This window comes from Aliiglaciecola sp. 3_MG-2023 (genome assembly GCF_030548205.1).
Taxonomy (GTDB): domain Bacteria; phylum Pseudomonadota; class Gammaproteobacteria; order Enterobacterales; family Alteromonadaceae; genus Aliiglaciecola.
The window spans coordinates 98,842-125,093 of the sequence record NZ_JAUORV010000007.1 but is presented as its reverse complement, the minus strand read 5'-3'; the positions used below and the strand labels follow the sequence as shown (position 1 = coordinate 125,093).

Genomic DNA, 26,252 nt, shown 5'->3' with positions numbered 1-26,252 from the left:
TTAGCGTTGATCCAAATTTTCAATATCCGTGGATGTTAATTCACGTGCCTCATTTTCTAGCATGACCGGAATATTATCTTTTATCGAAAAGGCTAACCGGTCAAAACGACATATTAATTCTGAATCTTTAGCCTGATATTGTAGCTTACCTTTACAAACTGGGCAGGCCAGTATTTCCAGTAGTTTTTTATCAAATGCCATTTGTTTTATGTATCCTTTTTAATGGAGTCTAATTTTTGTTTTAATTGTAGAGTAAAGCTTTCTGGCAGTTTTGCAAAAATAGGTAGATACCACCAATTATCTTTTGCCATATGACGACATTTTACCGCATCTTTTTCAGTCATCACTATATTTCCGTCGGGAAAATCTGATGGTGTAAATTGGTAATGGTCGATAAACGAAAGATGTTGTTTAACCGGCACCTGCAAATCGTCTAATAAATGATAAAAGCGTTGCGGGTTTCCTATTGCCGCAATGGCGGTCACAGCCTCGCTAAAACCGTTAACAGGTTTATGTAGACTAGCATCTTTTAGGTTAATAAAGTCACCTGAGATTATATCCATGGGGATTTCGGGAGATATTGGTGTACCACTGTTGTTGATCACGAAATCGACAGTTTGCAACCTTTTTTGGGTTTCTCTGAGGGGGCCCATGGGCAGCAGCCAGCCATTTCCATGTTTTCTAACACCATCAATTACCACAATTTCAATGTCACGATGCAATGCATAATGCTGCAAACCATCGTCACAAATCACCACATCGCAATGATGTTTATCCACCAAGTATTGAGCCCCCCTTGGACGCTTAGGATCTATGACCACGGGGCAGTTGGCTCTTTGTTTTAACAATAGAGGTTCATCGCCAACAAGGTTAACGTCGCTTTGCAAGTCAACACTGGCCGGGTAGTAAGTGGCTTTACCACCATAGCCACGGCTCAAGATACCGGGTGTGTAACCTTGTTGAGTTAACCAATCAGCTAAGAAAACCACCATGGGTGTTTTACCATTTCCACCCACGGAAATGTTTCCCACTACAATCACTGGCACTGGGACTTTATGGGTTTTAAAACAACCGATTTGGTAGCCCCTACGACGCATGCCCGACAACAACCAAAATAGGCAAGTCAGAGGAAAAAGAAGCCACTTAATCAACCGATGTTGAGGCGCAGGATTAAACCATACTCTTTCAATAAAGCTCACTTAGTGCTTATTCCCTTCACTAAATTGCATACTGTGCAGCTGCGAATACGCCCCTTGTTGTTGCAACAACGTATTGTGATCACCTTGCTCGATAATTTTACCTTGTTCGATTACCATTATTTGGTCTGCATTTTCAATCGTCGATAAACGATGGGCCACCACGATACTGGTTCTATCTTGTTGTAACTTGTCTAACGCGTCTTGAATTAAACGTTCAGACTCAGTGTCTAGAGCAGAGGTTGCCTCATCTAAAATAAGAATAGGCGCATCGAGCAAAATTGCCCGAGCTATGGCAATACGTTGACGTTGCCCTCCAGATAATTTTAACCCGTTCTCGCCTACCATAGTGTCGTAGCCATCGGGTAATTGATCGACAAACTCCTGAACATGGGCGATCTTTGCGGCTTCCAGTACCCGCGAAGGATCAACATTAGCAGTTGCATAAGCGATATTATTAAAAATGGTGTCGTTAAACAGGGTGACGTGTTGAGAGACCAATGCAAACTGTTTACGTAAATCAGTGAGTTTGATGTCTTCAATGGGAATATCGTCTAAACGAATTTGCCCTTGCTGAATATTGTAGAATCGAGTTAATAAACTTGAAATAGTAGATTTACCACTTCCAGATCGCCCGACTAAGGCAAAGGTTTGACCCACTTCAACTTTAAAAGAGATATGACTTAACGCCTCTGTGGGTGTGCCTGGATAACTAAAAGTCACATTATCAAATTCAATCTTGCCATCTAATCGACTTATTTGTTTTTTCCCTGAGTCAACTTCAATGTCTTGATCAAGAACCTCAAAGATACTGGCACAGGCTGCCATTCCTTTTTGGAATTCACTGTTTACCGTCGTCAGTTGTTTTAAAGGCTTTAACAGCATCGTCATACATACCACAACCGTGGTAAAAATACCGGGGGTTAGATCTTCAACCATACTCGGTAGGCTAGAAATATATAACACCACTGCAAGGGCGATAGAGGCCAATATTTGAATGGATGAAACACTCAAAACACGAGCAACAACTAATTTCATATTTTGTTGACGATTATGATTATTGCGCTCATTAAAGTTTGCTTTTTCTTGCTTCTGGCCACCAAACATTAACACCACTTTATGGCCTTTGATAACCTGCTCTACTGATGAGGTTAAATTCCCCATAGTTTGTTGAATGGTTTTACTAACCTGACGGAAGCGTTTACTCACCACAGACACTATGACAGCAACCACGGGCCCAATCAAAATAAATACTAAGGACAGCTGCCATGAGTAATAAAACATAACCGCGAGTAAACCGATGACAAAAGCACCTTCACGTATCAAGGTCAGTAAGGCTTTACTGCCGGCCCCTGACACTTGTTCGGTATCGTAAATGACCTTTGATATGAGTCCGCCAGAGGCGTTATCATCATGGAAAGAAACAGGCAAGTACATATACTTTTCAAATAATTGTTGGCGCATTTTCATCACAATTTTGCTGCCTATCCAGGCCAACGTATAAGTTCCCATAAAATTAAATAAGCCGCGAGCGATAAAAATGGGCACGACAAAAAAGGCGGCAATTCGCAAAGTTTCAAAATTCTGTTTGCCTAAACTATTGTCAATAATGGGCTGGAGCTGTGAGAATATCCAAGAATCGATGGCGGCATATCCGAGCATGCCAATAATCGCCATCAAAAACGCCAATTTGAATTCCTTCAAATAGACTAGAAAACGTTTAAACAGAGATTGTGTTGGAAGCGTTGAATTCATTTATGTGCAACTTTTACGTTAGATAACTTGTTGATTATAGCTGTAATTCCAATCTAATAAAAATTGATATTACGATTACGCGATTGTTTGTCTAAATTCGCTTTATCCCTAGCCAAATTGAGCATTTTTAATACAAAAACACCGATTAATGCCATAAGTATCGATTAAACCAGCGTTGACGTGGGGCGTCTCGAAAACGCGTAACTTTAATGGGTTCTCCTTCGAAGGATAACGTCAAGCTAATTTGCCCAGATTGCGCCGTAGATATCAGCTCAATATTGTGTTTTACATACCGATTCACTACCTGTTGCTTAGGAAAATCCCAACGATTTAAATAACCTTGACTGAAAATAGCATACTGGGGAGAAGTTGCTTGAATAAACGACATGACTGACGATGTATCGCTACCATGGTGGGCAGCAACTAAAATATCCACATTCAACAACTTTTGATACTTTTCTACCAGTTTGTACTCAACTTGTTTACTTATGTCTCCGGGCAACAAAATGCCCTGATGCCCATCAGATATTAGCAAAACGCAAGAATAGTCATTCCCTTCTCCGACCGTACCAGCTTCTGGCCAAAGCCCGGTAATCGTTAGATGGAGCCATTGCATTGATAAGTTACTGTTGCACCTATCTTGATTGGATATAAAACCAGAGACGTCAACCCCTGCAAGTAGTTGCGCTAAACTGCCCCCGTGATCATTGTCAAAATGACTGACAAAGACCCAATCGAGTTTGCTTATATTGTTATTTTTTAATACCGGTAACACCGCGGCATCAGCCATATTAAAGCCACTTGGGTAAGCGGCCCCGGTGTCGTACAAAAGCGCTCCTTCGTCTTGTTCAATTAATACGGAAAGTCCCTGCCCCACGTCCAATATATGTACCTTCCAAGTATGAGTTGTGGCAGCGAAAAAGTAACTCAGTAGTGGTACCACTGCGATTAAACTAAGCAGTTTAAAGGAACGCTTAATTGGCATACATAACATTATGATCACCAAGAACAGCCATGCCCACACAACCTGTGGAATGCCAGGGAGTTCAATACGGGACCAACTTAATTCGGAAAAGCGCGCTAAACCTATAAGGCTAAAATCTAAAATCCAGTCAACCCAGGAAAATAGTAATGCGGCCAAATAGTCATTACACAAGAGCAGTAAACAGCCAATTAAACACATTGGTACAATGATTAACGTAACCAAAGGCACTGCAAGTAAGTTTACCAAGGGCGAAATAACCGACACCATGGAAAAGTAAACCGCCACTATGGGCATCATTAAAAAGCAGAGTATCAGTTGCAATCGCAATACCACTTTCGCGGAGCCCTTAACACGGGCCAGCAAAGTTTGTGACTTAGGGTTATGTGGATTAACCGGCCACAACCAAGCGACTAATCCAATAAAAGTAATTGCCCCAAAACTCAGCCAAAAACTGGCGCTTAATAAGCTCATAGGGGAAATCAAAATAAAGATAAAAATATTGCTCAATATAAACCAGCCAAAGGTCATAAATCGAGCAGATATAAGCAGCACTGCCCATGCGCATAACATTACCCAAGCGCGCAAGGTCGGCAATGAAAATCCGGCTAAATAGGCATAGCAAAATGTCAACATCAATGTGGCGACTACCGTTAAGTGTTGATAATTCAAACGCTGGGGGAACTGGATAAAACGACCGAGTAAACCCAAAGCGATATTGAACAGCCCATAACAAAGAGACGCCACAACACCTAAATGCAATCCTGAAATGGCGACTAAATGCGCCACTCCTGTTGCCTGGATCATTTGCCAATCTGTTGGCTGCAACCCGGTTCGGTCACCAAAGGTTATGGCAGCAATCCAACCACTGTTTTGTAAATTAATTTGCCTAAATTTATCAATTAGTTGCTGTCGACGGCTGACAGTATCATCAATTAACTCAGCACCTTTGTTGAGTACGTAACCTGTGGCAACGATGTTCTCAGAGAGCAACCACTTCTGATAGGAAAAGCCTCCTGTATTGGCTAGCCCGTGGATAGGCTTCACTTTTATTTGTAATGCGACTAATTGCCCCTGTTTAAGTGACCATGATGGCGCTTTCCAAGTGAGTCTGATGCGGGATTTTGCGTAGTGCGTTTGGCCGTTGATACTTGCGACTATTAAATTAAATCTGGCGGTTTGTTTTGTACTGATGATAGTTTCGATTGAGCCTGTAACTTGCCTAATTTGTCGAATATCTTGCTCTGGGAGTTGCCAATTAACCCGCCAATGGCCTACACTCGCCATCCACACGATTGCAAATAGCGCTCCAGAGATTAATATTGCTTTCGAAAAGCCAATTCCTTGGGGATTTCGTGTAAATAGCCAGGCAATGAGAAGTAATACTGGCAACCAATAAACACTTGGGAGATGGGTCCACAAGATACTGGACATTGAGATTGTCACAAAACTGACAAGCCAAAGTTGTTTATTACGTTGTATAGTGTTTAGCAATTCCTTTGCCTCAACAGTGGTATGAAATTCGGTTAACTATGCCTAAAAAGATTATTAAACGCTTTTTACCAGATCACCAAACGATCAAGAAGCATAAAGCGTTAAAAATGTTCGGAACTGTACTTCATGACCCCAATTTGTGGCATTTGAACAGAAAATCCGCTTCAGGTGCATTTGGTATTGGGTTGTTTTTCGCATGGTGGCCAGTGCCCTTTCAAATGTGGTTAGCCGCCGCATCAGCCATACCTTTACGGGTGAACCTGCCCCTTTCAATGGCAACGGTTTGGATTACTAACCCGTTCACCATGCCCCCAATGTTTTATCTTGCTTATCTATTAGGGACTAAAGTACTGGGCACGCCAGAGAGGCATTTTAAATTTCAATTGAGTTGGGATTGGGTGGTACAAAGTATGGAAACCATAGGGCCAGCGTTCTTAGTTGGCTGTGGTATCTGCTCGATTGTGTGCAGTATTGTTGGCTACTTTGGTCTTAACGCCATTTGGCGATACTCGGTGAATAAAGCCTGGAATAAGCGAAAATTACGGCAACATAAAAACCCATAAAGCCAGACGTGAAGCGACTAAATAGGTGAATGCTGCTCAATAATATTTATGTCGGATAACGTTTATCCATAATGTGTAAATCACTACTGATGATTTGTTTCAATATCTGTAAATCAATATCTGCTAAGGTATTTATATACAAACAAGCCTTACTGGTTTTGTGCTTACCGAGTTTGTCTAATAAGCTGTTATTTTCAGACAGAAATGCACCAACATAAATGGATAAATTTTGTTTGCGGGGGGAAAATCCGCTGCGTAAAAACTGCTCTTGTTTACCACTTGCTAAAGTGTAAGTGTAGCGGCCAAAACCAATAATACTGCTGCCCCACATTGTTGGATTCTGGTCAGTCACTTGTTTGAATATATCCAGCAACACTAACGCATCCTCGCGGCGTCGAGTGGGCTCTATACGATGAATGAATGAGACAACATCTACATCATTTGCTTGGGTTTTATTTTCACTTGCCATAGTACAGTTACCTTATTCGCTTTATTCAAACGGACATTTTGTCACTGTGTTTAGTCGATGTATGTTTAGAGCATACCGAGCAATTGACTCACTGACAAACTCCCCCTTGCAAACTGCCAATTCAAACAACCTTCCTGTAAACAAAAGATGCCCTTTCAATGCAAACTTAGAATAAACACTAGGCTGCCTTCGGAGACTGTTTTTTTCTGAGACCGTTTTTTCTGAGACTGCGTTGTACCGCAGTCTCAGGTAATCCATTTAACAAATGAATGTCACTCTCAATGTCACTGTCACTGTCACTTAAGCAAGATTAATCAGCATGTTGGTCAAGTAAATCAATTAAATCCTGTTCAGTTAACACCGCCACCCCTAAATCTTGTGCTTTAGTGAGTTTAGATCCGGCTTTATCACCGGCAACAAGGTAATCTGTTTTAGCGGATACACTCCCCGACACTTTAGCCCCCAAAGCTTGTAATTTTGCCTTGGCATCGCTGCGCCCCATCGTCTCCATTGTCCCAGTCAACACAAAGGTTTTATCTTTGAGAGGCATTTCATCCACTGATTTAGGAATAATGTCTGGCCAAGTTATTCCCACTTCCAGTAAATCATCGATAACTTGAATATTGTGGGGTTCACGCAAAAAGTGAAATACATGGGCGGCTACAATTACGCCTACATCACTGACTTCCTGCAAGGACTCTTGATCCGCAGCTTTTAACGCTTCTAAGTTACAATAATGATTCGCCAAGTTCGCGGCTGTTGCTTCTCCGACTTCACGAATACCTAACGAATACAAAAATTTAGGAAAGGTAGTGTGTTTGGCATCTAATAGCGCATTCACCAGATTTGCCGCCGACTTTTCTCCCATGCGTTCCATATTGGAAAGTTGCGCTAGATCTAATTTGAAAAAATCTGCAGGACTTTTAACTAAATCCTGTTCTACTAATTGTTCAATCAGCTTGTCGCCTAAACCATCTACATCCAAAGCTTTGCGAGAGGCAAAGTGCTTCATGGCTTCTTTACGCTGTGCAGCACAGAATAAACCGCCGCTACATCTGGCGACGGCTTCGCCTTCTATTTTTTCAATGGCTGAATCGCAGATAGGACATCGGCTTGGGAAGACGATTTCTGTGGCATCCTCCGGCCGCATTTTAGTGACGACAGAAACGACTTGTGGAATGACATCCCCGGCTCGGCGAATAATCACCATATCGCCTTTTTTAACACCTAAGCGCTGAATTTCATCCTGATTGTGCAGTGTCGCATTGGATACGGTTACTCCTCCGACAAAAACCGGTTCCAAACGGGCAACTGGGGTTATAGCTCCGGTGCGTCCTACCTGAAATTCAACATCGAGGAGTTTTGTCATTTGCTCTTGAGCTGGAAACTTTTGGGCAATAGCCCATCGTGGTGCTCGCGATACAAAGCCTAGCTGTTGTTGCAACGCTATGTCGTTCACTTTAAAAACAACACCGTCAATCTCATAACTTAAACCATCCCGCATTTCACCGATTTTGGCGAAATACCGATGACAGGCTTCCACTCCTTCTGCCACATCAATTTCGTTACAAACCGGTAACCCCCAAGCAACTAATTGGGCAAGGCGATCACTGTGTTTGTTCGCCATCGGCTCTACTTCACCTTCGACTAACCCCATTGAATAGGCATAAAATAACAACGGACGACTGGCTGTAATTTTGGGGTCTAGTTGTCGTAAACTTCCTGCAGCAGCATTACGCGGATTAGCGAATACTTTTTTATCTGCACTGCGTTGTCTTTCATTAAGTTGTTCGAAGCCCTTTTTCGGCATGAACACTTCACCGCGCACTTCTAGTCGAGCTGGAAAGTCATTGCCCCTTAACATTAACGGCACGTTTTTAATAGTTTTAACGTTGCTGGTAATATTTTCTCCTACGCGCCCATCCCCCCGGGTGGCCGCACTGACTAAGATACCGTTCTCATATAAAATACTCACTGCCAAACCATCTAATTTGGGCTCGCAGCTATACTCCAAAATTACATCTTGTTTAAGCCTATCAACAATGCGTTTATCAAACGCACTCAACTCTTGGTCATTAAACGCATTGTCCAATGACAACATCGGTACTTCATGTTCAACTTGGGTAAAGGAAGATAATGCTTCGCCCCCAACTTTTTGACTTGGTGAATCGGCAGTAATTAATTGCGGATGCGTTTTTTCGATAGCATTGAGTTCACGCATTAAACGATCGTATTCAGCATCAGGTACCGAAGGATCATCGAGAACATAGTATTGATAATTATATTCGTTAATTTGAGTTCGAATATGGTTTAACTGCTGCAACAAATCGGCAGATGGGCTCATGAATTTACCTACAAATCGGAATAGATGGGAAATGAATAATTGGGGGGCAGCCATAATCACTGCCCCATTTAATCTAGTTTAACGCGCTATCATGCGTTTTCTTTCAAACTCTCTGATTTTTTCAACATACTGCTGCAGACTTTGTTTGGTCAAAGCACTGCGTCTTCCATCGAGTACTTGAGCAGAAAACTCGTCAGCAATTTTGCGCGCGGCGTTGTGCATCATATTGAAGACTTGATGTGGATCTCCCTCAATGGGCAACATCATAAACAATGACACCCCCAAAGTAGTAAAGTTCTCCAAGTTATCGATATCAAACACACCAGGTTTGAACATATTGGCCAAACTAAATAATACCGGTCCTTTGCCATTGCTATTTACGTGACGATGGAAAATATCTTGATCCCCAAACTTAAATCCAAGGGTTAGCAGCATAGGTAGTAAAGCGGCTCCTTGAATGGGATTATCGTCATTTGCCCGCACATTGAGCACTAAAACCTGTTGTTCTGGTGGCTCTGTATTTTCGCTGCTTGCGCCACTTGATGGGCTTTGAGCGCTTTTTTGCGTAGCGGATGCATCAGAAGTTGCTTCGGGTTCATCAAAATCGATTTTCATCTGATCTTCACGTATTTGCGGTTCTTTGCGCTTCCGCGGCTTAGGCTCAGCTTTACTGCGTTTAACAAAATTGCGAGCTTGATCTGCAAGGCTAACTTTATTGTCTACAGGTGTTTCAGCTTTAGGCTCAGGCTCAACTTTAGGCTCGCTCTTGTGCTCAGTGTCAGGTTTAATGTTAGGCGAATCTGGTGATTTAGGCTTTGCTGTTACGTCAGGATTGGCAGCAACTTCATCGACCGCCGAAAAGTCCATTACTGAATCCGTTACATTAGGCTGCTCACCTGATTCAATCGCTGGTTGTCCACCAGGCGCTTTACCAGTCTCTAGCTCGTTTGTTCTTAGTAAAAACGGAGGAGGTTCTGGAATATCACTTGGATCAGCATTATCAATTGCACTCATACGAGAACGCATGGCGTGAACTTGTTGAGCAGCATATTCAGGCTTAGGCTGAGTGACAACTGACGAATAAATTTTAGGTTTAACTGCTTGTGAATCTACTGCTTGTTCTGTGACATCTTGTTTAATCACATCACCGGCATTTTCAGACAAATTTGTCTCAGGAATATCGTTTGTTTCACCTTGCGCATTTTTTGTGCTTAATGGCGTTTCAGGATCCGCGGCATTTTGCTGATTGGAAGCTTGGCTCACCACTCGAACCGCTCCTATGCCAAGTTCATCGAAATTATCGCCACCTAAACTAGGCTCAACTTTATCGTTAGATTTAGCCGCAGCACCCATCTCGATGACGTCTGAACTTGCGCTCGGTTCGGAATCAGTATCGATGTCTTCAATATCTTCATCGTACTCATCGTCCCAACCTTGAGTTTCTAAATTCGCATGCCCTTTTTCTTGTGCGTTTTTACGCACACTCCACATGCCATGTGCCAAAATGCCTATGATGGCTACCCCACCAATGACTAAAAATGCTAGTCGTAATTCTTCCATATGAGCTTAATACCCTATTTTTATGCTTGTGCAATCGCCACAGCTTCTTCAACATCCACTGCAACCATACGTGAAACGCCAGGTTCCGCCATAGTAACACCAGTCAAATGTTTAGCCATTTCCATCGCGATCTTATTGTGGGTGATATAAATAAATTGTACGCTTTTTGACATTTCTGACACCAATTTACAAAAGCGCCCAACGTTGGCATCATCCAACGGAGCATCAACTTCATCAAGAAGACAAAACGGTGCTGGATTTAATCTAAAAATCGCAAACACCAATGATAAAGCGGTTAACGCTTTTTCTCCACCAGAAAGAAGGTGAATTGTACTATTTTTCTTTCCTGGCGGTCTTGCCATTATGGTTACGCCTGTTTCGAGTAAATCTTCGCCAGTTAGTTCCAAATAAGCTGAGCCACCTCCAAACACCTTGGGAAACAGTTCTTTTAAGCCATTATTCACATTTTCAAAGGTCTCTTTAAAGCGAGTTCGTGTTTCGCGATCTATTTTTCGGATTGCACTTTCTAAGGTTTCCAGTGCAGCCATCAAATCGTCGTTTTGGTCATCCAGATGCTTTTTACGTTGGAATTGGATTTCATATTCTTCTACTGCCGCTAAATTCACCGCTCCAAGACGAGACACTGCAGCAATAGTGCTTTCCAATTGTTGTTGCCAGCTATTTTCTTCGGCTTCTTCTGGCATATTTTCCAACAGCGTTTTAAGGTTTTGATTGAGCTCTTCCAAATGCTCTAAAGTACTGTTAGCGCGGACACGATAACCTTCACACTCGAGCTTTTTACTTTCCAAAAGACTTCGCATTTGTTGAATTTTATCAACAATTCCTTGTTGTCCTTTCTCCGCTTCAGACAGTAAATTTTCCACTTCAGCTAAATTATCGCTAACCTGTGTTTGTTGTAATTCAACTTCAACCCTTTGTTCCAATAGGATGGCCAACCTTTGCTCTTGTTCATCCGCCGGCTGAGATAACTCAGCAAGCTCGTCACAAAGCTGGTTTTTGCGGGTCAGCATATTTGCAATTAACTGTTGAGTGCGTTGATTCCCATCACTAACGCCCTGAATTTGGCTTTGTAACTGTTGTAACAATAAGGCAAGTTGATGGGACTGAGTAGTCAGGGTTTCAACTTGATGACGTGCTTGCTGTTCCCTGTCCTGCAATTGAGCTCTTTGTTGCTCGAACTCGAGTTGTTTTACTGACATTTCTTCAAGTTGCAATTCTAAGTCTTGAACTTGCTCTGCCAATTGCTCAGATTGCATTTTTTCATCTTCTAAAAGTTGCAATTGGCGGCTAAGTTCTTGTTGCAGTTTTGATTGTCTTACCACTGTTTGTTGCTGTTGCATTTCTAACAAATTCAGTTGATTCTGTTTTTGAATCATGCCTTGTTCAACCTGAAAAAACTCTGTTTGCTTTTCTTCCAGTTGAGTTTCCAGTTGCTCAGTGGTGTCGGCTAATTGGGCAGATACCGCTTCAAGCTCGGTCAACTTTTCATCGACGAGTTGCTGGCGAACCCCAGTTAATTCAGTGATTTTTGCAGCTCTTTCAATTAACCCCGTTTGCTTTTGAATTTTTCCTAAATCCAACCAGCCTTTGCCAAAACGTTGTCCTTTTTGGGTAACGATACTTTGTCCAGGTTTTAAAGTTGCTTGCAATGCCATGGCTTGCTCGTTAGTTTCTACCGCTATTATCTGAGCAAACCAATCTGGTAATTCTGCATTTATAATTTTACTTGCTAAGCTACCTTCGGGTTTTATCTGACTCAACTGATCAGCAAAGATCAGCTTGCCACCTTCCAATTTCAAATACTCTTCAAGATGACGTCCTTGGTTCAACCAATACCCTTGCTGCCATTCAGTAGTCACCGCCTCAACGGCTTTTTCCCAACCTGCTTCAACTTGCAGTACTTTCCATAAAGGTTGGTAATCTTCACCTCTTGCCTGCAACAGTTGATCTAGGGTTTGATGTTCACTAGAACTACTTTGCAAACTTTTTAAAGCGGATATTTGCGCATCCAGTTGTTGCACTTGTCCTTTTAAGTCAAACAGTTCGCTCTGTTGTACTTTTTCTTTTTCTCGTGTGTCGAGTAAACGCTCTTTACTGTGTTCAAGTTGTTGTTTGGCATCATCAAAGCGCTCTTTTCCTTGAGCAATTTGCAAATGTAAACTATCAATTTGTTCGGCGACCACGTCCTGTTCTAATTCATCTTGCTCTTGTTTTAATTCGCTCAGCCGTTGCCCAGTGCGCATCTGCATATTCATTGTCGATTGAATTTGACTATGGCAACTTTGCACTTGCTGTTTACAACCTTGATAGGCCTTTTCATGGTCATGAAAATCATTATTCAGCAACCTCGATGCCTCTTGATGCTCTAGTAAGGTTTCTTGTGCATGTTCTAATTGTGCTTGCACTGCCTCGGACTCAGGTTCTGACTCCGCGAGCTTAACTTCAAGGCTTTCAAGTTTAGCCGCCTCTTCTGCTGCGACTAGTTCAGACTCTTCAATGGATTGATTGAGCTGTTGCAGTTCGTTTTCAATTTGTGTTTCTCGTTGCTTGGCATGCAAACGACTTTGCTCCAATTTGGTAATATCAGTGCCCAATTGGAAATTCTGCTTCTGTAAATCTGTTAATTGTTGCTTAAAATTTTGTTGTTGTTCCCGATAAACGGTTATACCTCGCTCATCGCCTCGTTGTTTTGCCACAAAGGCTTCAACGTCATTCTGCTGTTGTTCTATTTCACTTTCCAGTGCTGCTATATGTTCACTGTGTTTTAACCAGCGTAACGCGGCGAGCTCCCCTTTTAGGTTGCGTTCTTTGGCTTTTAGGTCTTTATACTTTCTGGCTGCATTAGCTTGACGTTGTAGCTTGTCTATCTGCTGCCCCAATTCTGAACGCACATCTTCTAACCGTTCTAAATTTTCTTTGGTATGTCGGATACGATTTTCTGTTTCACGACGGCGTTCTTTATACTTAGATATTCCCGCCGCTTCTTCTATAAATACTCGAAGTTCTTGGGGCTTAGACTCAATGAGTCGAGATATAGTGCCTTGTTCAATGATCGCATAACTTCTAGGTCCCAATCCTGTACCAAGAAACAAATCAGTCACATCCCGGCGACGGCACTTAGTTGCGTTTAAGTAATAAGTTGATTGGGCTTCGCGGGTGACCACTCGCTTAACGGAAAGCTCAGCGTAGTTTGCAAACTCCCCTTGTATTCGCCCAGAGGAATTGTCAAAAACTAACTCAACACTACATTGAGACACGGGCTTGCGTGCATTGGAGCCATTGAAAATGACATCAGTCATTGCATCCCCACGCAGATTCTTAGCAGAACTTTCGCCTAACACCCAACGCACCGCATCGATGACATTAGACTTTCCACAACCGTTGGGACCAACAATTGCTGTCATATCATCTGGAAACGGAATATTGGTAGGATCAACAAAAGACTTGAACCCAGCCAATCTGATTTTTTTTAAGCGCATTCGGGATAGAGGATCTTTATTATAGTTTGTATTGAATGTATCAAATGTCATCAGGTGTAACAATTGAGGATTTGTATTGATTCACTACAAAGTTATACTTAATGCCTATTTTTGAACCTAATTTGCGAGTATGAGTAAAAATATGCAAAGTAATAGTGGCGCAGGGTATTTTCTGCAGGGCTTTTCATTAATTAAAACTAAAGGCCTAAAACGATTTGTTTTTGTTCCTTTAGCAGTCAATTTAATACTTTTTTCTGTGGCCCTATATTTTTTAGTGGGTCAGATAGAGACTTCAATTCTGTATATCGTCAACATTATTCCCGATTGGGAATGGCTGAGTTGGTTAAAACAAGGTTTAGCATACATACTTTGGCCCCTTGCGGTGATAACGGTGCTGCTGGTGTTTGCTCTTTTATTCGGTACCCTTGCCAATTGGATAGCTGCACCTTTTAATGGCTTACTGGCTGAAAAAGTGGAATTGCACCTCACTGGCAAAGGTTTAGGCGATTCTGGTTTACTGGATGCTTTCAAAGATATTCCGCGCACCCTAGGGCGAGAAATGGCCAAACTAGGATATTATATTCCTCGCGCCATTGGTTTCCTTATTCTGTTTTTTCTTTTGCCCGTGGCTGGACAAGTTTTGTGGTTCCTATTTTCAGCTTGGATGATGGCAATCCAATATTGTGACTATCCATTTGATAATCACAAGGTCGATTTTAAAACCATGCGTCGCACTCTAAACGAAAGCCGTACCCACTGCTTTTCGTTTGGCATTTTGGTCAGTGTGTTTTCGATGATACCTATCATTAACTTTTTGGTGATGCCTGTGGCAATTTGTGGCGCAACATCTATGTGGGTTAACGAATTACGAGACAAAGTTCCCCAGCATTAAAAAGCGTCGAAGGGTGATCGATTCTAGGTTGGTCACCTTCGACTTCTTTATGATGAGATTAACGGGTTTAGGTAGCCATCATAATAAGTGCATTAAGTGAGCGATGACTTTGTCTTCATAAAGACCTCAAAATCTTGGCTACTTAAGGGTTGACTAAACAAATATCCCTGCATAATAAAGCACGCATTTTGGGCTAAAAATTCCGATTGCACCGCCGTTTCAACGCCCTCAGCAACCACAGAAATGCCAAGGGTTTCAGCAAGCTGAATGATCGCTTTAACAATGATTTTTTCCTGGGGGTTATTCTCTAAATTACGCACAAAAGATCTATCGATTTTAAGGGTATCAACGGGTAACTGTTGCAAGTATCGTAAGGATGAATAACCGGTGCCAAAATCATCTAATGTGATACTAAATCCCGACGTTTTAATTCGCGTTAAATGTTCCAACAAATCACTTTCGCTTTCCTGCAGAGTACTTTCGGTTACTTCAATGCGAATAGCATCGGCAGGCACTTGATGCTTTTTGATTAAGTTATCTATTAAATCGAAAGTTTTGTGTTGATAAAATTGCCGATTTGAAACGTTAATAGAAAGTGGGATGCGTTCATTCAATGACATTGTCCAGTCATCTATTTGTTCAAATGCCTTGGTCAAAACTTGTTCGAAAACGTCAATAATTAAACCTTTCTTTTCCGCTACATTGATAAACTCAGTAGCGGCTAACACTCCTCGTTTAGGATGTTGCCAACGGGCTAAACATTCAACGCCGACGATTCGATTATCGCGTAAGTCAAAGACAGGCTGGAAGTAAGGTACAAATTGGTCATCAATCAATCCTTGTTGTAATTCTTGTTCAACCACACGAATATCATTCAATTCTTGGTTTAATGCTTCGCTGAAAAACTGGTAGCGATTACCACCATCGTGCTTAGCGCGATACATTGCGGCATCACCTTGCTGCAACAGAGATTCAGCGGTTTCACCATTATCAGGGTAAATGCTAATGCCAATACTGCAGCCAACCTCCATCACATTGTTGCCACTTCTAACCGGCTTCTTCACTTCACGGATGAGTTTTTCACAAACCTTTGAAATGGTTTCAGTATCTTTGATATTACTCATGATTACAGCAAATTCATCGCCTCCCATGCGCGCGATAAGATCACTTCTGCGTAATGATTTTTGTAACCTTTCTGCCACTGCACATAACAATGCATCACCCGCATCGTGCCCCATATTGTCATTCACCAGCTTAAATTTATCTAAATCCATAAACAACACAGCAAAGCGTTTTGCTAATCGTTGTGATTGACTAATTTCATGGTCGAACAATTGACTGAATAAGTATCTATTCGCTAGACCTGTTAAACTATCTCGATATGCCAGCGTCGTTAAGCTTTGATCGGGCAACGCATCAACGGATTTGTTGCTCAAGCGGGCCAAAAAGCAAACAAAACGTCCTTCATCAACGATGGGTGAGAGATGCAAACTACAAGAAACAAGGTGTTTAGATTTAGCGGCAATCAATACATCAAGGGTACAAATCTCTGAGAGGGCTTTACTTAACGCGTTTTGCCAACTGTTAGCACTCGTTTGCCGTAACAAAAACACCTCATCTAAAGCTTCCATTGATTGACTTTTTTGATTATCACCAATGAGTTGTGCAAAGGCGGTATTGATAAACAATAGCTTACCAGTTTCATCCACAATGCCTGTTGGATCAGGTAAGAACTCATAGGCGTCACTTAACGAGGTCACATCAATTGCCATGTTTTAAATATCTCATTTTTAATTAGTCAAAATTGTTGTGGTTTAGCATTTCACAAAATGTAACGGCCATATAATGGGCGTAAAACTGAAACATTATGAACGGAAGTTTTTATACTTATACCACCAATAGCCGGCCTGCTCATAATCCCCCGTTGATTCATACCATTGGGCAAAATTGACGTAAATGGGAGTTAAGCTAAGCTTGTCGTTTAACGAATCACGCCAGATTTTTAAATACAAATCAGGGATGACACCAACATCATGATGCTCCATAAAGGTAGTATGTTTTACTGGTTTATAAGCATTTCCTGTAGTTTGGTCACAAGTTGCTGTCTTGGTAAGTACGATTTTTTCATACTTATTTTGATATTGGGCAAACTCGGTACCAGAAATTAGCGGTTTATTGGCGGCATATACCAAGTTGGGAGCTTGGCCGGATAGACATAATTTCTTCGCCACTAATTCATCTATTTCATATTCATCAATGAAGCCTGCGAAATGAGCCAGTTCATGTAAAAACACCTTATAGTCATCTTCCTTATCAAGAAACATGACACCGTTATGGACATTGGCCACTCCCCTATCGGCAATCACAATTGCATGGGTGAAATCAGTCGAACTCGCCAGTTCAGAAACAGTCTGCAACGAGCAAGAAAGGGGTTGCTGTTTTTCACCGCTACAGGCTAAATCATCTGGCGCTAGCCAAACTGGAGAATTAAAGCAAATGGGGAAAGACCTAAAACGAGGATCAGATTGAAAACGCTCAGAAAACTCATCAATTTGGGTAATTGCCTGCAATGAGCCGGCGATAAACTGTATTTTCATGGCGCACAGAGGCTGTTTCATACCATCATTTGTTGATCGTCGTTGATGGGTTTCTTGCCAGCGCATGCTTTCAATATTGGCAACCAAATCCTGTGTCAGTTTTTGAACGTTGCCCTCTTGGTTGTCACTTTGGTTAGCCAACCATTGAAAACTGACTTCAGGGCTCTGATGGTTCCATAGGAGAGCGGCGTAAACCCGAGTTAGATGCGGATTAAGTTCAGCGGCCTTGCTTAACCACTGGTTGTCTTCATCAGTAGTGCCTAATTGATTGAGCAAATAATACAGGGAGACGATGGCTTTTTTATGTCCAGATGACGCTGCATTTTCAAGTAACCTTACCTTGGCAGACGTGGTAGATGCGAATAGAGCAAGTTGGAATTGGCTCTCAGAATCACCAAGCTTTGCAGCACGGGTAAGGTAATGTTTTTTCGTATCCGTGTCTGCAGTGTGCGCTGCGAGGAATAAAAGTGCGTCTATTGATCCAATTTCCGCACTTTTTTGAATCCAATAAACTTGATTTTGTTCTATGGCTAGAGTCGATAATCGTTCTAAAGCCCCTGCATGTTTCTGTTTAGCAGCCATAAACAAAGGGCTGTATTGTTGAGGTTCTCGAGTGCCTAAATTATATAAAAACTTCGTCGAAAATACGCTATCGGCTCGCAATAGCATGGAAATTAGAACAAACGGCAGTAAACGGATTATCATTGTTTGAACAATAGACTTAACTTTTTAAGTCTTCTGACGCCTGTTTACGTAACTTATCTATCTCCAGCCGCGCATAACGATGTTCTACATAATCATAAATATTAGTGCTCAAAACCATTTTGAAATAATTTAACGCTAAACCGCGATCACCACGACTTTCATAAAATTTCCCCATATAAAAATACACTTCACACATACGTTGATTCAATTCAACGGTATTTTTCGGGCCTATTACAAAGCCATTTAGTAATTTATTCCGAGTCACTTTGCCCAGGTAAAAATCAACGATGATTGTTCCCCAATTATCATCGGCAAGGTTTTCACGATGCTTTTCTAGTTCAGCTAACGCTGTTTCATAATTCACTTCTTTATGCGCTAAAAAAAGCCATAAGGCGGAAAAAGGATTCCCTTTGTCCTTGTTGTAAAAACGCGTGAGATCGTCCACGGCGAGCTCATTACGTTGACCGTAGTAAAGTGCAATGCCGCGATTTAATAACGCAAAGTCTAATTCTGGATTAATTTCTAAAGCAGAATCAAAAGATTCATAGGCTTCATTAAAATCCATCTGCTGGGTGAAATGGATGCCAATGGAATTATACGCTTCCGCCAAATCAGGCTTTAATTGTTTTGCCCTACCAAAATCGTATTGCGCCAATCCAGCCAATCCAACGGTATCGTAATGGGTACCCCGTAAAAATAATAACTCGGCTTTTTCTTCATTACTCAATGATGTTTGAGTCAGGATCTGGTTGTATCTTGCAATGGCAAGTTGTGATCTAAAATTTAATGGTTGAGGCTCTGGAATGAGAATACTTTCGACTTTTGAATGCAGCGCGGAACCCGAGTTAATGCTGCACCCAGTAAGGACGATAGAAATAAAAAACAAAGATAGCAAAAGGTGTCTATTCATATTGATGGCAATGGCACTTGAAAGTTGGACAAAAAATAACAGAAATTAAATCAATTGTGATCTAAAGGTTAAGAAAATAACGCCCAAAAGAGCAAGATAAGACTCGCCTATTTAGCCTAAAATGTAAAGTCCAGCAGTGCATAAATGCGAATTATTCAGAGCTAAATTAGTGCGTTTTATTATAGTTATTCAATGTCTATTTAGATAAACACTTGTCAACAGCTTAGGTTTTATCGCAAACTATGTGGCCGTTTTAAAAATGTAAGATAAAATACTTGGAAAATAAAATACAAAAACTAATCCAGGCGGCTAAACAAGCGCAATTGAATTCTTATGCCCCTTATTCAAATTTTAAAGTAGGCTCGGCAATTTTAGCGGACAACGGTAAAGTGTATGCTGGCTGCAATGTAGAGAATGCGGCCTACCCTCTTGGTCAATGTGCCGAGGCCGGTGCAATTGCGGCCATGATTTTGGACGGTGGCAAAAAAATAGTTAAAATTTTAGTCGCCAGCCCGAATGAAAAGATCTGTTCCCCTTGCGGCGGCTGCCGACAAAAAATCAAAGAATTTGCCGATAAAAATACCGAAATTTTAATGTGTGACAGTCTAGACAATATTCAATCTATTGATATGAATTCATTGTTACCTCTGGCATTTGAACTAGACTAAACCTTTTACTTTATAAGCACTCTGCTGTTTAAGATTAGGCAATTAACAACACCATTTTTCAAAACTCGGCTTTTAAAAACTAGACTGGGTTAACATGGGAAAAATGTGGCTTTGTTGCTAAGTTTAAAAATATATTAATTAACAAGGCAAGGAATGCCATATGTTAAAGGATCTATTTCGGCAAATTGCATTTCTTGGCATCAATGAAAATGATTTGGACAACGTTAGTCATATAAAAATAGTTAACACTATTTCATTGATGGTGTTAACATTTTTAATAATCCAACTGCCTTTTATCATTGGGTTTTGGCAATATGGCGGCTCTCCTGTTCTTATTTCATGCGCGTTACATATCGTCGTTTTCATCCAAATACTGCGTTTCAATTGGCGTCATCATTTTGTATCTGCAAGATCTTTACTCATGTGTGGTTTTGTCTCCTACATTGGTATATCCAGTATAATTTGGAGTATCAACCTGCAATTTCACTTTTTCTTTTTAATTGGCTTATTTGTTAGCCCGTTTTTATATCGAGACTGGGAAACCCGCCAGTACATACCGAACTTAATAATCTATGTTGCGTGTTTTTGTGGCATTGAAGCATATTGGCAATTCCCACGTCACGCTTTTCAGCCCAATGAATTAGAGAGATTTTGGTTAACAATGGGAACCTGTCTGTTGATCTCTGGCGCAGCTATCACTGCAAGCCTGTTAGTCTATCAAAATACTCGTAGGGCTCATGTGAGAGTCACTCGGGACAAAGCTCGCATCTCACATTTATTGCAGAAAACCTTACCTAAACCTTTAATTAAAACTCTACTGACAAACTTTACAACTAATCAATCCAGTACTCAGTTGGAACAGCATTCTTGCTCCGTATTATTCGCCGATATTCAAGGGTATACCCAACATTGTAGTCATTCCAACACACAAGAAACCATGCAATTACTGAATGCTTTTTATTGTGAATTTGATTTAATTAGTAGAAGAAATCAACTGCAAAAAATAAAGACTAATGGTGATCAGTATATGGCTGTTTGCGGCATTTATGAGAAACGTATCAATCCCGCCATACAATCATGTCAAGCAGCCAAGGCGATGCTGAAGAGTTTCAATCATCTTTGTGGTGAATTAAATTTAAACTTACAAATAAGAATCGGTATAGCCAGCGGTCCGTTAACCGCTGGTTGTGTAGGATTAGATAACATGCTTTTCGATGTATGGGGGGAAACCGTTAATTTAGCCTCACGCTTAGAAAGTAACGGAAAAGCAAGTAAAATTCTCGTTTGCCACACGACTTATTTGCATAGCCGTAGCCATATCAAATTTGAAAGTGGAGACAAGCTTAATCTGAAAGGACTTGGTACACTTACCGCTTATTTCATAAGTGACACTGAATAATAGAGGAAATCGTTAAACTTAATGTATAAATTAAATCTCCCCAATAAACACCATTTCCTAACAGAGCACTGGCAAAAAAAGCCCATTGTTATTCGTAACGCTTTTCCTAATTTTGCCGACCCTTTAGACGAACATGAACTTGCAGGCCTTGCGCAAGAAGAAGACATTGATTCTCGAATCATTTCCAAAAAACAAGGTGTTTGGTCAAATACCCAGGGCCCATTTTCTGATTTTACGCCCTATTGTATTGGTGATTGGTCGTTGCTGGTGCAATCGGTCGATCACTATATTCCCGAAGTAAAAATGCTGTTAGACAGTTTTGATTTCATTCCCAATTGGCGAGTTGATGATTTGATGGTCAGTTATTCAGTAGCGAATGGAGGAGTTGGTCCTCATATCGATCAATATGATGTCTTTATTATTCAAGGGCAAGGGACCCGACGTTGGCAAGTTGGAGCAAACAAGCACCATGAGTCCATTCAACCCGCCAAAAATTTAAAACAGATCACCGGTTTTGATCCCATCATTGATGAAATTCTTGAGCCAGGTGATTTAATTTATATCCCTCCAGGGTTTCCACATAATGGCGTAGCGCTAACATCCTGTTTAAACTATTCCGTCGGATTCCGTGCACCAACCCAGCGAGAATTGCTGGATGGGTTTGTTGATTACGCGCAAGCAAAAAATTTATTCAATCAGCGCTATAGCGATCCCGATATTTCGCCCCGTGACTCCCGTTTCGAAATTAAAGCTTCGGAAATCGAAAAAATGAAAAGTATGTTTATGCAAATGATTAATTCTGTTCATTTTGATGATTTTATCGCAACTTATTTTACGGAAACCAAAGATGTAGATATGTATGCAGCTGATTTAACAGAAAATTATTCACTAAATGAAATAATTAACTTACTCGACAATGGGGTGATATTTCAGCGTAAACTCGACACCAGAGTAATTCAACAAAAATTAAGAATAAACGATAAATATCAGACAGTTACCTGGGTTAACCAACACCGGATAAACGTTGAAATAGAACATGAAAATATGCTGTTAAGCATGCTTAATGCTAATTATTTAGATAACCAAGAAAAAAATAATTACGCTAACGGCTTAATTTTTAATCAAATATTGGCTAGACTCGTAAATGCAGGGGGTTGGTACCCTGATATTTAACAAACTTTGAGGAGAGTGCTTCAGTGACGTTAACTGTACAAAACGTTGACTGGGAAAAAGCCAAACATACATTAAGTAGGTTAAGAGAAAAGGTTTTTGTTTACGAGTGGCGCATTCCAAGAGAATGTGAATTTGATCAACAGGATATGCATGCGATTCATGTCCTTGTCTTTGACAATGAAAAACAAGAAATCGCAACCGGCAGATTAACCACAAGAGGTGAAATTGGTCGTGTTGCAGTTGTTCCAAAATTTCGTGGGCCAGAAGTCTACCGCACACTATTCGCGGCTCTAGTTGATAACGCTAATCGATTAGGATTGCAGCAAGTATACGTCCAGTGTGATTTGGAAGGAGTAGAATACTATAAAAACCAAGGATTCAACCCAGTCGGTCCAGTTTATATGGATGCCGGAATAGCCAGACAAAAAATGGCATGCTCCACCGCAGAATTTTCACTCAATAGAGTGGAATTAACACATTAATACAGCACCTTTGGTGCTGTATTTTTTTAAGTAGGATTTGCTCCTAACCTATGCCTTACCACCCTTAATTTCTTTCCACAACTCTTCTTGGTTGTACAACGCATAAAGCCCTTCTGCTCGCGTCACTAGCATCTTAGCAAACTCTTTTTGAGTGGCATCAATATTTGCACTTTCTTCAATATCTTGTGCTTTTAATTGCCATTGAAAAGAGAATCTTCGCAGTACATCTCTGGCATTTTTCTCGCTTTCATAAGGCAAGAAGTCGCAGGGTAGATCGCCACTTATCACCCAATAAAACCTATTGTCTAAGGCTTTTATTTTCCAAATTGCGACATAGGGTGCTAAATATCGACATTCTTCGGTGACGACAGAGTCAAAAATAACACCATTTTCTGCCAAATGTTTATTTGCCCGTTGAAACTGTGAACGTACCCATTGAGTCATTTGCTCCTGACTCATTTTTTGAGGTTGTGTCATAACTATCCTTATCCAATTCTAATTCTGTAATACTGCTAACAGTGCCTGTACTGGATGCTTTGGCTTGAAGCCTTCGTATCTGTTCACTTGAGTACGGCATGAATATCCTGTTGCCAGAAGCGTATGCTGTGGAGTTGAATTCACCACTTGCTTCCAACTTAAGTCATAAATTCCTTTTGATTCTTGTTGATGAATTAACTCATGGCCGAATGATCCCGCCATTCCACAACAGCCCGTAGCGATGGGAGTTAACTCTAAACCAAACCAAGCAAATATTGCCTTCCAATGATCATCATTTCCAGCAATGCTGGTTTTTTCAGTACAGTGTGAAATAAGCTTAAAAGCAACATCGGTTTTGCCATGAACTTGCATTTTGTCTAATAACTCCCGTTCAAGAGTTTGACTAGCGAGCCACTCATTTACCAACTGCACGTTGAAATTGCCGCGTTGGCTGCCAAGGATACGACTATATTCATCCCGGTAACATAGCACTAACGAACCATCGATACCTATCATAGGCAGATTTAATTTTGATACTTGATTTAAGAAATCTGCTGTATTTTTTGCAGTTTTCGCAAACTTCGCTAAAAACCCTTTAACATGTTGCGGCTTGCCATTGGGTTTGAATGGCAGCACAACCGGATTAAAATTCAGTTTTTGCAATAACTGAATTAACTCTTCCACAACTTCAGCTTCATAAAAGCTGGTGAAAGGGTCTTGCACTATCAGCACCGTTTTTGATTTTTCGGTTTCATTTAATCCAGACAACGCGTGCAAATCGAATGGCATAAGTTGCTTTTGTTCAAGCCGCGTGTCCAGCGCAGGCTCAGACAATAAAGGGGCGTCTACGTAACCTACATAACGCTCTATGCCTTTCTTCAGCCAAGGTTGGCGTTGGAAGAAATTAATCATTGCCGGTGCTTTAGCCATCCAAGGAGCCATTGACTCAATATTGGCGGTTAATACATCTTTGGCCGGTCGCAAATAACGTTGATAATAAATGGCTAAAAATCGCGAACGAAAAGAAGGAACATCTACATTCACCGGACATTGGCTGGCACACGCCTTACAGGCTAAACAGCCCTCCATGACTTCTAACACTTCGTGGGAAAAGTCTGCATTTTTAGACTTATACCGAGTATTTTGTAAACGTTCAAACCATGAAGGACGCTCCTCGCCTTTTTCCAGTTCAATAATATTCACGTTTTTTTGGCTAAGTAAACGTAACCACTCTCTAATCATTCCAGCTCGTCCTTTAGGCGTATGACGACGATCCCGGGTCACTTTACTGGAAGGGCACATGGTCGAAGTGGTGTCGTAATTATAACAAAGGGCGTTACCATTACAGCTCATAGCAGGCTCAAAAGAATCGCGAACGGCAATGGGTATTTGACTATCAAGATCGCCACGTTTCAGATCTGAAACTTTGACCAGTTCTTCGGTTGAATCGATTGGTGTGCATATTTTGCCCGGATTCATTTTATTCAGAGGGTCGAAAACACTCTTTATTTTTCGCAGCTCAAGAAATAACCCTTCTCCAAAAAATTCCGGCCCGTATTCACTACGGTAACCTTTGCCATGCTCCCCCCACATTAAACCGCCATATTTAGACACGAGGGCGACCACTTGATCAGAAATGTCTTGCATTATTTGCTGTTGATTAGGGTCACTCATATCCAGGGCTGGTCGAACATGCAAGACACCTGCATCTACATGACCGAACATTCCATATTGAAGCCCTTTACTATTCAACAACCCTCGAAACTCCATAATGAAGTCAGCCAAATTCTCAGGAGGTACAGCGGTATCTTCCGTAAAGGGAATAGGCTTTTTCCAGCCATCGGCTTTACCTAATAAGCCCACAGACTTTTTCCGCATTGCGTAGATACGATTAATATCAGCTACATCATAGGTCAATTGATAACCAATGATGCCATCTACCCCCTGCTTTTGAGCGTCGTCTAGCCTTTCACATAGCTGCGCTATTTTCGTTTCTATTTGAGTTTTATCTTCACTGTTGTACTCCACCATATTCAAACCGAGTACGTCTTTACCCGGCACGTCTTGAATAAGGTCTTTGACTGAGTGCCACACAATATCTTGCTTGGCCAAATTGAGTACTTTACTGTCAACCGTTTCCACAGATGTTGCATTAGCGGCGACCATATGAGGAGCATGGCGAAGTGCTGATTCGAACGAATCATATTTAATATTAACCAAGGCTTTGCACTTGGCAATGGGCGTAATATTTAGCTTTGCTTCAGACACGAAAACAAGGGAGCCTTCTGAACCCGTTATCACACGGCTAATATCTAACTGAGTTAAATCATCTGACACCGTATGCTCTAAATCGTAACCTGTTAAAAAGCGATTTAAGCGCGGAAACTTAGCTAAGACTTGTTCTCGTTTACCCACACAGGTTTCAATTAATTGCGTGGCAATTTCAGTTAAACGGGTGCTTTCAGCCCCTGTCTTTTGCACGTCTTCGATAGCCCTAGGCGCGGTTTCTAAAATCGTACCATCCACTAACACAGAGGTGAGCCCTAAAACATGATCACTGGTTTTACCATAAACTAATGAACCTTGCCCTGATGCATCCGTACTAATCATCCCCCCAATAGTGGCTCGATTACTGGTTGACAAATCAGGAGCAAAGAAAAACCCCAGTGGACGTAAGGCGTCGTTTAATTGATCTTTTACAACCCCCGCTTGCACTCTCACCCAAGATTGTTCAGCGTTGATCTCAAGAATCTCATTCATGTGACGAGAAACGTCGACAATAATGCCATTTGTAAGGGACTGTCCGTTAGTGCCAGTACCGCCTCCACGAGCGCTAAATCTAACCTCATCAAAATTATTTGCTGTGCGACCAATTAATGACAAATCAGCGGTAGATTTTGGAAATAACACGGCTTGCGGTAATTTTTGATAAATGGAGTTATCAGTGGCAACAGCTAAGCGGCTAGCGTAACTGTACTCAATATCACCAGAAAAGCCAGAAGACGTTAACTCTTCTAAATACATTTGATAATGATTTTCTAACGCAGATTGTGGGTCAATACTCGGTAACATCGTCACTGTTTTAA

The 26,252-nt window shown here is 41.2% G+C and carries 19 protein-coding genes; 6 read left to right on the top strand and 13 right to left on the bottom strand.

Going from position 1 to position 26,252, the window contains the following annotated elements:
* The 4 genes from Q4574_RS09925 to Q4574_RS09910 form a co-directional block, all read right to left on the bottom strand.
* Positions 1 to 201 (bottom strand): Trm112 family protein, encoded by a 201-nt coding sequence (locus Q4574_RS09925; protein WP_303473919.1) that lies wholly within the window; start codon positions 199 to 201, stop codon positions 1 to 3.
* A 5-nt stretch (positions 202 to 206) separates the two neighbouring features.
* Positions 207 to 1,199 (bottom strand): tetraacyldisaccharide 4'-kinase, encoded by a 993-nt coding sequence (gene lpxK / locus Q4574_RS09920; RefSeq protein WP_303473918.1) that lies wholly within the window; start codon positions 1,197 to 1,199, stop codon positions 207 to 209.
* Complete coding sequence (msbA, locus tag Q4574_RS09915; RefSeq protein ID WP_303473917.1) at positions 1,200 to 2,951, bottom strand: lipid A export permease/ATP-binding protein MsbA; 1,752 nt, start codon at positions 2,949 to 2,951, stop codon at positions 1,200 to 1,202.
* Positions 2,952 to 3,096: 145 nt separating this feature from the next.
* Complete coding sequence (locus Q4574_RS09910) at positions 3,097 to 5,427, bottom strand: DNA internalization-related competence protein ComEC/Rec2 (protein ID WP_303473916.1); 2,331 nt, start codon at positions 5,425 to 5,427, stop codon at positions 3,097 to 3,099.
* Positions 5,428 to 5,465: 38 nt separating this feature from the next.
* On the opposite strand from Q4574_RS09910, the gene Q4574_RS09905 reads away from it, so the two are divergent.
* Complete coding sequence (locus Q4574_RS09905) at positions 5,466 to 5,990, top strand: DUF2062 domain-containing protein (RefSeq protein ID WP_303473915.1); 525 nt, start codon at positions 5,466 to 5,468, stop codon at positions 5,988 to 5,990.
* A 46-nt stretch (positions 5,991 to 6,036) separates the two neighbouring features.
* Here Q4574_RS09905 and Q4574_RS09900 read toward each other — a convergent pair whose 3' ends face one another.
* The 4 genes from Q4574_RS09900 to smc all read right to left on the bottom strand — a co-directional run bounded on the left by Q4574_RS09900 (position 6,037) and on the right by smc (position 13,863).
* Positions 6,037 to 6,459 (bottom strand): DUF1801 domain-containing protein, encoded by a 423-nt coding sequence (locus tag Q4574_RS09900; protein ID WP_303473914.1) that lies wholly within the window; start codon positions 6,457 to 6,459, stop codon positions 6,037 to 6,039.
* Positions 6,460 to 6,769: 310 nt separating this feature from the next.
* Positions 6,770 to 8,803, bottom strand: coding sequence for an NAD-dependent DNA ligase LigA (ligA, locus tag Q4574_RS09895; protein ID WP_303473913.1), 2,034 nt, complete (start codon positions 8,801 to 8,803; stop codon positions 6,770 to 6,772).
* Positions 8,804 to 8,881: 78 nt separating this feature from the next.
* The gene (gene zipA, locus Q4574_RS09890) at positions 8,882 to 10,363 is read right to left on the bottom strand and encodes a cell division protein ZipA (RefSeq protein ID WP_303473912.1); all 1,482 of its coding nucleotides are present in this window, start codon (positions 10,361 to 10,363) and stop codon (positions 8,882 to 8,884) included.
* A gap of 20 nt (positions 10,364 to 10,383) precedes the next feature.
* A complete protein-coding gene (gene smc, locus Q4574_RS09885; RefSeq protein WP_303473911.1) occupies positions 10,384 to 13,863 on the bottom strand; it encodes a chromosome segregation protein SMC in 3,480 nt (1,159 codons plus the stop codon).
* A gap of 142 nt (positions 13,864 to 14,005) precedes the next feature.
* On the opposite strand from smc, the gene cysZ reads away from it, so the two are divergent.
* Positions 14,006 to 14,755 (top strand): sulfate transporter CysZ, encoded by a 750-nt coding sequence (cysZ, locus tag Q4574_RS09880; RefSeq protein WP_303473910.1) that lies wholly within the window; start codon positions 14,006 to 14,008, stop codon positions 14,753 to 14,755.
* A 92-nt stretch (positions 14,756 to 14,847) separates the two neighbouring features.
* Here the strand turns inward: cysZ and Q4574_RS09875 are convergent, their stop codons facing one another.
* The 3 genes from Q4574_RS09875 to nlpI form a co-directional block, all read right to left on the bottom strand.
* A complete protein-coding gene (locus Q4574_RS09875) occupies positions 14,848 to 16,527 on the bottom strand; it encodes a GGDEF and EAL domain-containing protein (protein WP_303473909.1) in 1,680 nt (559 codons plus the stop codon).
* 93 nt (positions 16,528 to 16,620) lie between these two features.
* A complete protein-coding gene (locus Q4574_RS09870) occupies positions 16,621 to 18,057 on the bottom strand; it encodes a tetratricopeptide repeat protein (RefSeq protein WP_303473908.1) in 1,437 nt (478 codons plus the stop codon).
* A 16-nt stretch (positions 18,058 to 18,073) separates the two neighbouring features.
* Positions 18,074 to 18,967: a lipoprotein NlpI gene (gene nlpI, locus Q4574_RS09865; RefSeq protein ID WP_303473907.1), complete on the bottom strand. Its 894-nt coding sequence runs from the start codon at positions 18,965 to 18,967 to the stop codon at positions 18,074 to 18,076.
* 275 nt (positions 18,968 to 19,242) lie between these two features.
* Here nlpI and cdd point away from each other — a divergent pair, with 275 nt between their 5' ends.
* From cdd to Q4574_RS09845, 4 genes are all read left to right on the top strand, one after another.
* The gene (gene cdd, locus Q4574_RS09860; RefSeq protein ID WP_303473906.1) at positions 19,243 to 19,635 is read left to right on the top strand and encodes a cytidine deaminase; all 393 of its coding nucleotides are present in this window, start codon (positions 19,243 to 19,245) and stop codon (positions 19,633 to 19,635) included.
* Between the two features lie 160 nt (positions 19,636 to 19,795).
* On the top strand, positions 19,796 to 21,034 hold the full coding sequence (locus tag Q4574_RS09855) for an adenylate/guanylate cyclase domain-containing protein (protein WP_303473905.1): 1,239 nt from the start codon (positions 19,796 to 19,798) through the stop codon (positions 21,032 to 21,034).
* A 21-nt stretch (positions 21,035 to 21,055) separates the two neighbouring features.
* Positions 21,056 to 22,207: a cupin domain-containing protein gene (locus Q4574_RS09850; RefSeq protein ID WP_303473903.1), complete on the top strand. Its 1,152-nt coding sequence runs from the start codon at positions 21,056 to 21,058 to the stop codon at positions 22,205 to 22,207.
* A gap of 23 nt (positions 22,208 to 22,230) precedes the next feature.
* Positions 22,231 to 22,689 (top strand): GNAT family N-acetyltransferase, encoded by a 459-nt coding sequence (locus tag Q4574_RS09845; RefSeq protein ID WP_303473901.1) that lies wholly within the window; start codon positions 22,231 to 22,233, stop codon positions 22,687 to 22,689.
* Positions 22,690 to 22,737: 48 nt separating this feature from the next.
* On the opposite strand, the gene Q4574_RS09840 is transcribed toward Q4574_RS09845, so the two are convergent.
* Positions 22,738 to 23,166, bottom strand: a complete 429-nt coding sequence (locus tag Q4574_RS09840) for a DUF4826 family protein (RefSeq protein ID WP_303473900.1) — start codon at positions 23,164 to 23,166, stop codon at positions 22,738 to 22,740.
* Between the two features lie 18 nt (positions 23,167 to 23,184).
* Positions 23,185 to 26,238, bottom strand: a complete 3,054-nt coding sequence (locus Q4574_RS09835) for an FAD-binding and (Fe-S)-binding domain-containing protein (RefSeq protein ID WP_303474066.1) — start codon at positions 26,236 to 26,238, stop codon at positions 23,185 to 23,187.
* Between the last annotated feature and the right edge of the window lie 14 nt (positions 26,239 to 26,252).

Coding starts and splice junctions, on each gene's coding strand:
- Q4574_RS09925 (WP_303473919.1), bottom strand. CDS start 201: ATGGCATTTGATAAAAAACTACTGGAAATACTGGCCTGCCCAGTTTGT.
- msbA (WP_303473917.1), bottom strand. CDS start 2,951: ATGAATTCAACGCTTCCAACACAATCTCTGTTTAAACGTTTTCTAGTC.
- Q4574_RS09905 (WP_303473915.1), top strand. CDS start 5,466: ATGCCTAAAAAGATTATTAAACGCTTTTTACCAGATCACCAAACGATC.
- Q4574_RS09900 (WP_303473914.1), bottom strand. CDS start 6,459: ATGGCAAGTGAAAATAAAACCCAAGCAAATGATGTAGATGTTGTCTCA.
- ligA (WP_303473913.1), bottom strand. CDS start 8,803: ATGAGCCCATCTGCCGATTTGTTGCAGCAGTTAAACCATATTCGAACT.
- zipA (WP_303473912.1), bottom strand. CDS start 10,363: ATGGAAGAATTACGACTAGCATTTTTAGTCATTGGTGGGGTAGCCATC.
- smc (WP_303473911.1), bottom strand. CDS start 13,863: ATGCGCTTAAAAAAAATCAGATTGGCTGGGTTCAAGTCTTTTGTTGAT.
- cysZ (WP_303473910.1), top strand. CDS start 14,006: ATGCAAAGTAATAGTGGCGCAGGGTATTTTCTGCAGGGCTTTTCATTA.
- Q4574_RS09875 (WP_303473909.1), bottom strand. CDS start 16,527: ATGGCAATTGATGTGACCTCGTTAAGTGACGCCTATGAGTTCTTACCT.
- Q4574_RS09870 (WP_303473908.1), bottom strand. CDS start 18,057: ATGATAATCCGTTTACTGCCGTTTGTTCTAATTTCCATGCTATTGCGA.
- nlpI (WP_303473907.1), bottom strand. CDS start 18,967: ATGAATAGACACCTTTTGCTATCTTTGTTTTTTATTTCTATCGTCCTT.
- Q4574_RS09855 (WP_303473905.1), top strand. CDS start 19,796: ATGTTAAAGGATCTATTTCGGCAAATTGCATTTCTTGGCATCAATGAA.
- Q4574_RS09850 (WP_303473903.1), top strand. CDS start 21,056: ATGTATAAATTAAATCTCCCCAATAAACACCATTTCCTAACAGAGCAC.
- Q4574_RS09840 (WP_303473900.1), bottom strand. CDS start 23,166: ATGACACAACCTCAAAAAATGAGTCAGGAGCAAATGACTCAATGGGTA.
- Q4574_RS09835 (WP_303474066.1), bottom strand. CDS start 26,238: ATGTTACCGAGTATTGACCCACAATCTGCGTTAGAAAATCATTATCAA.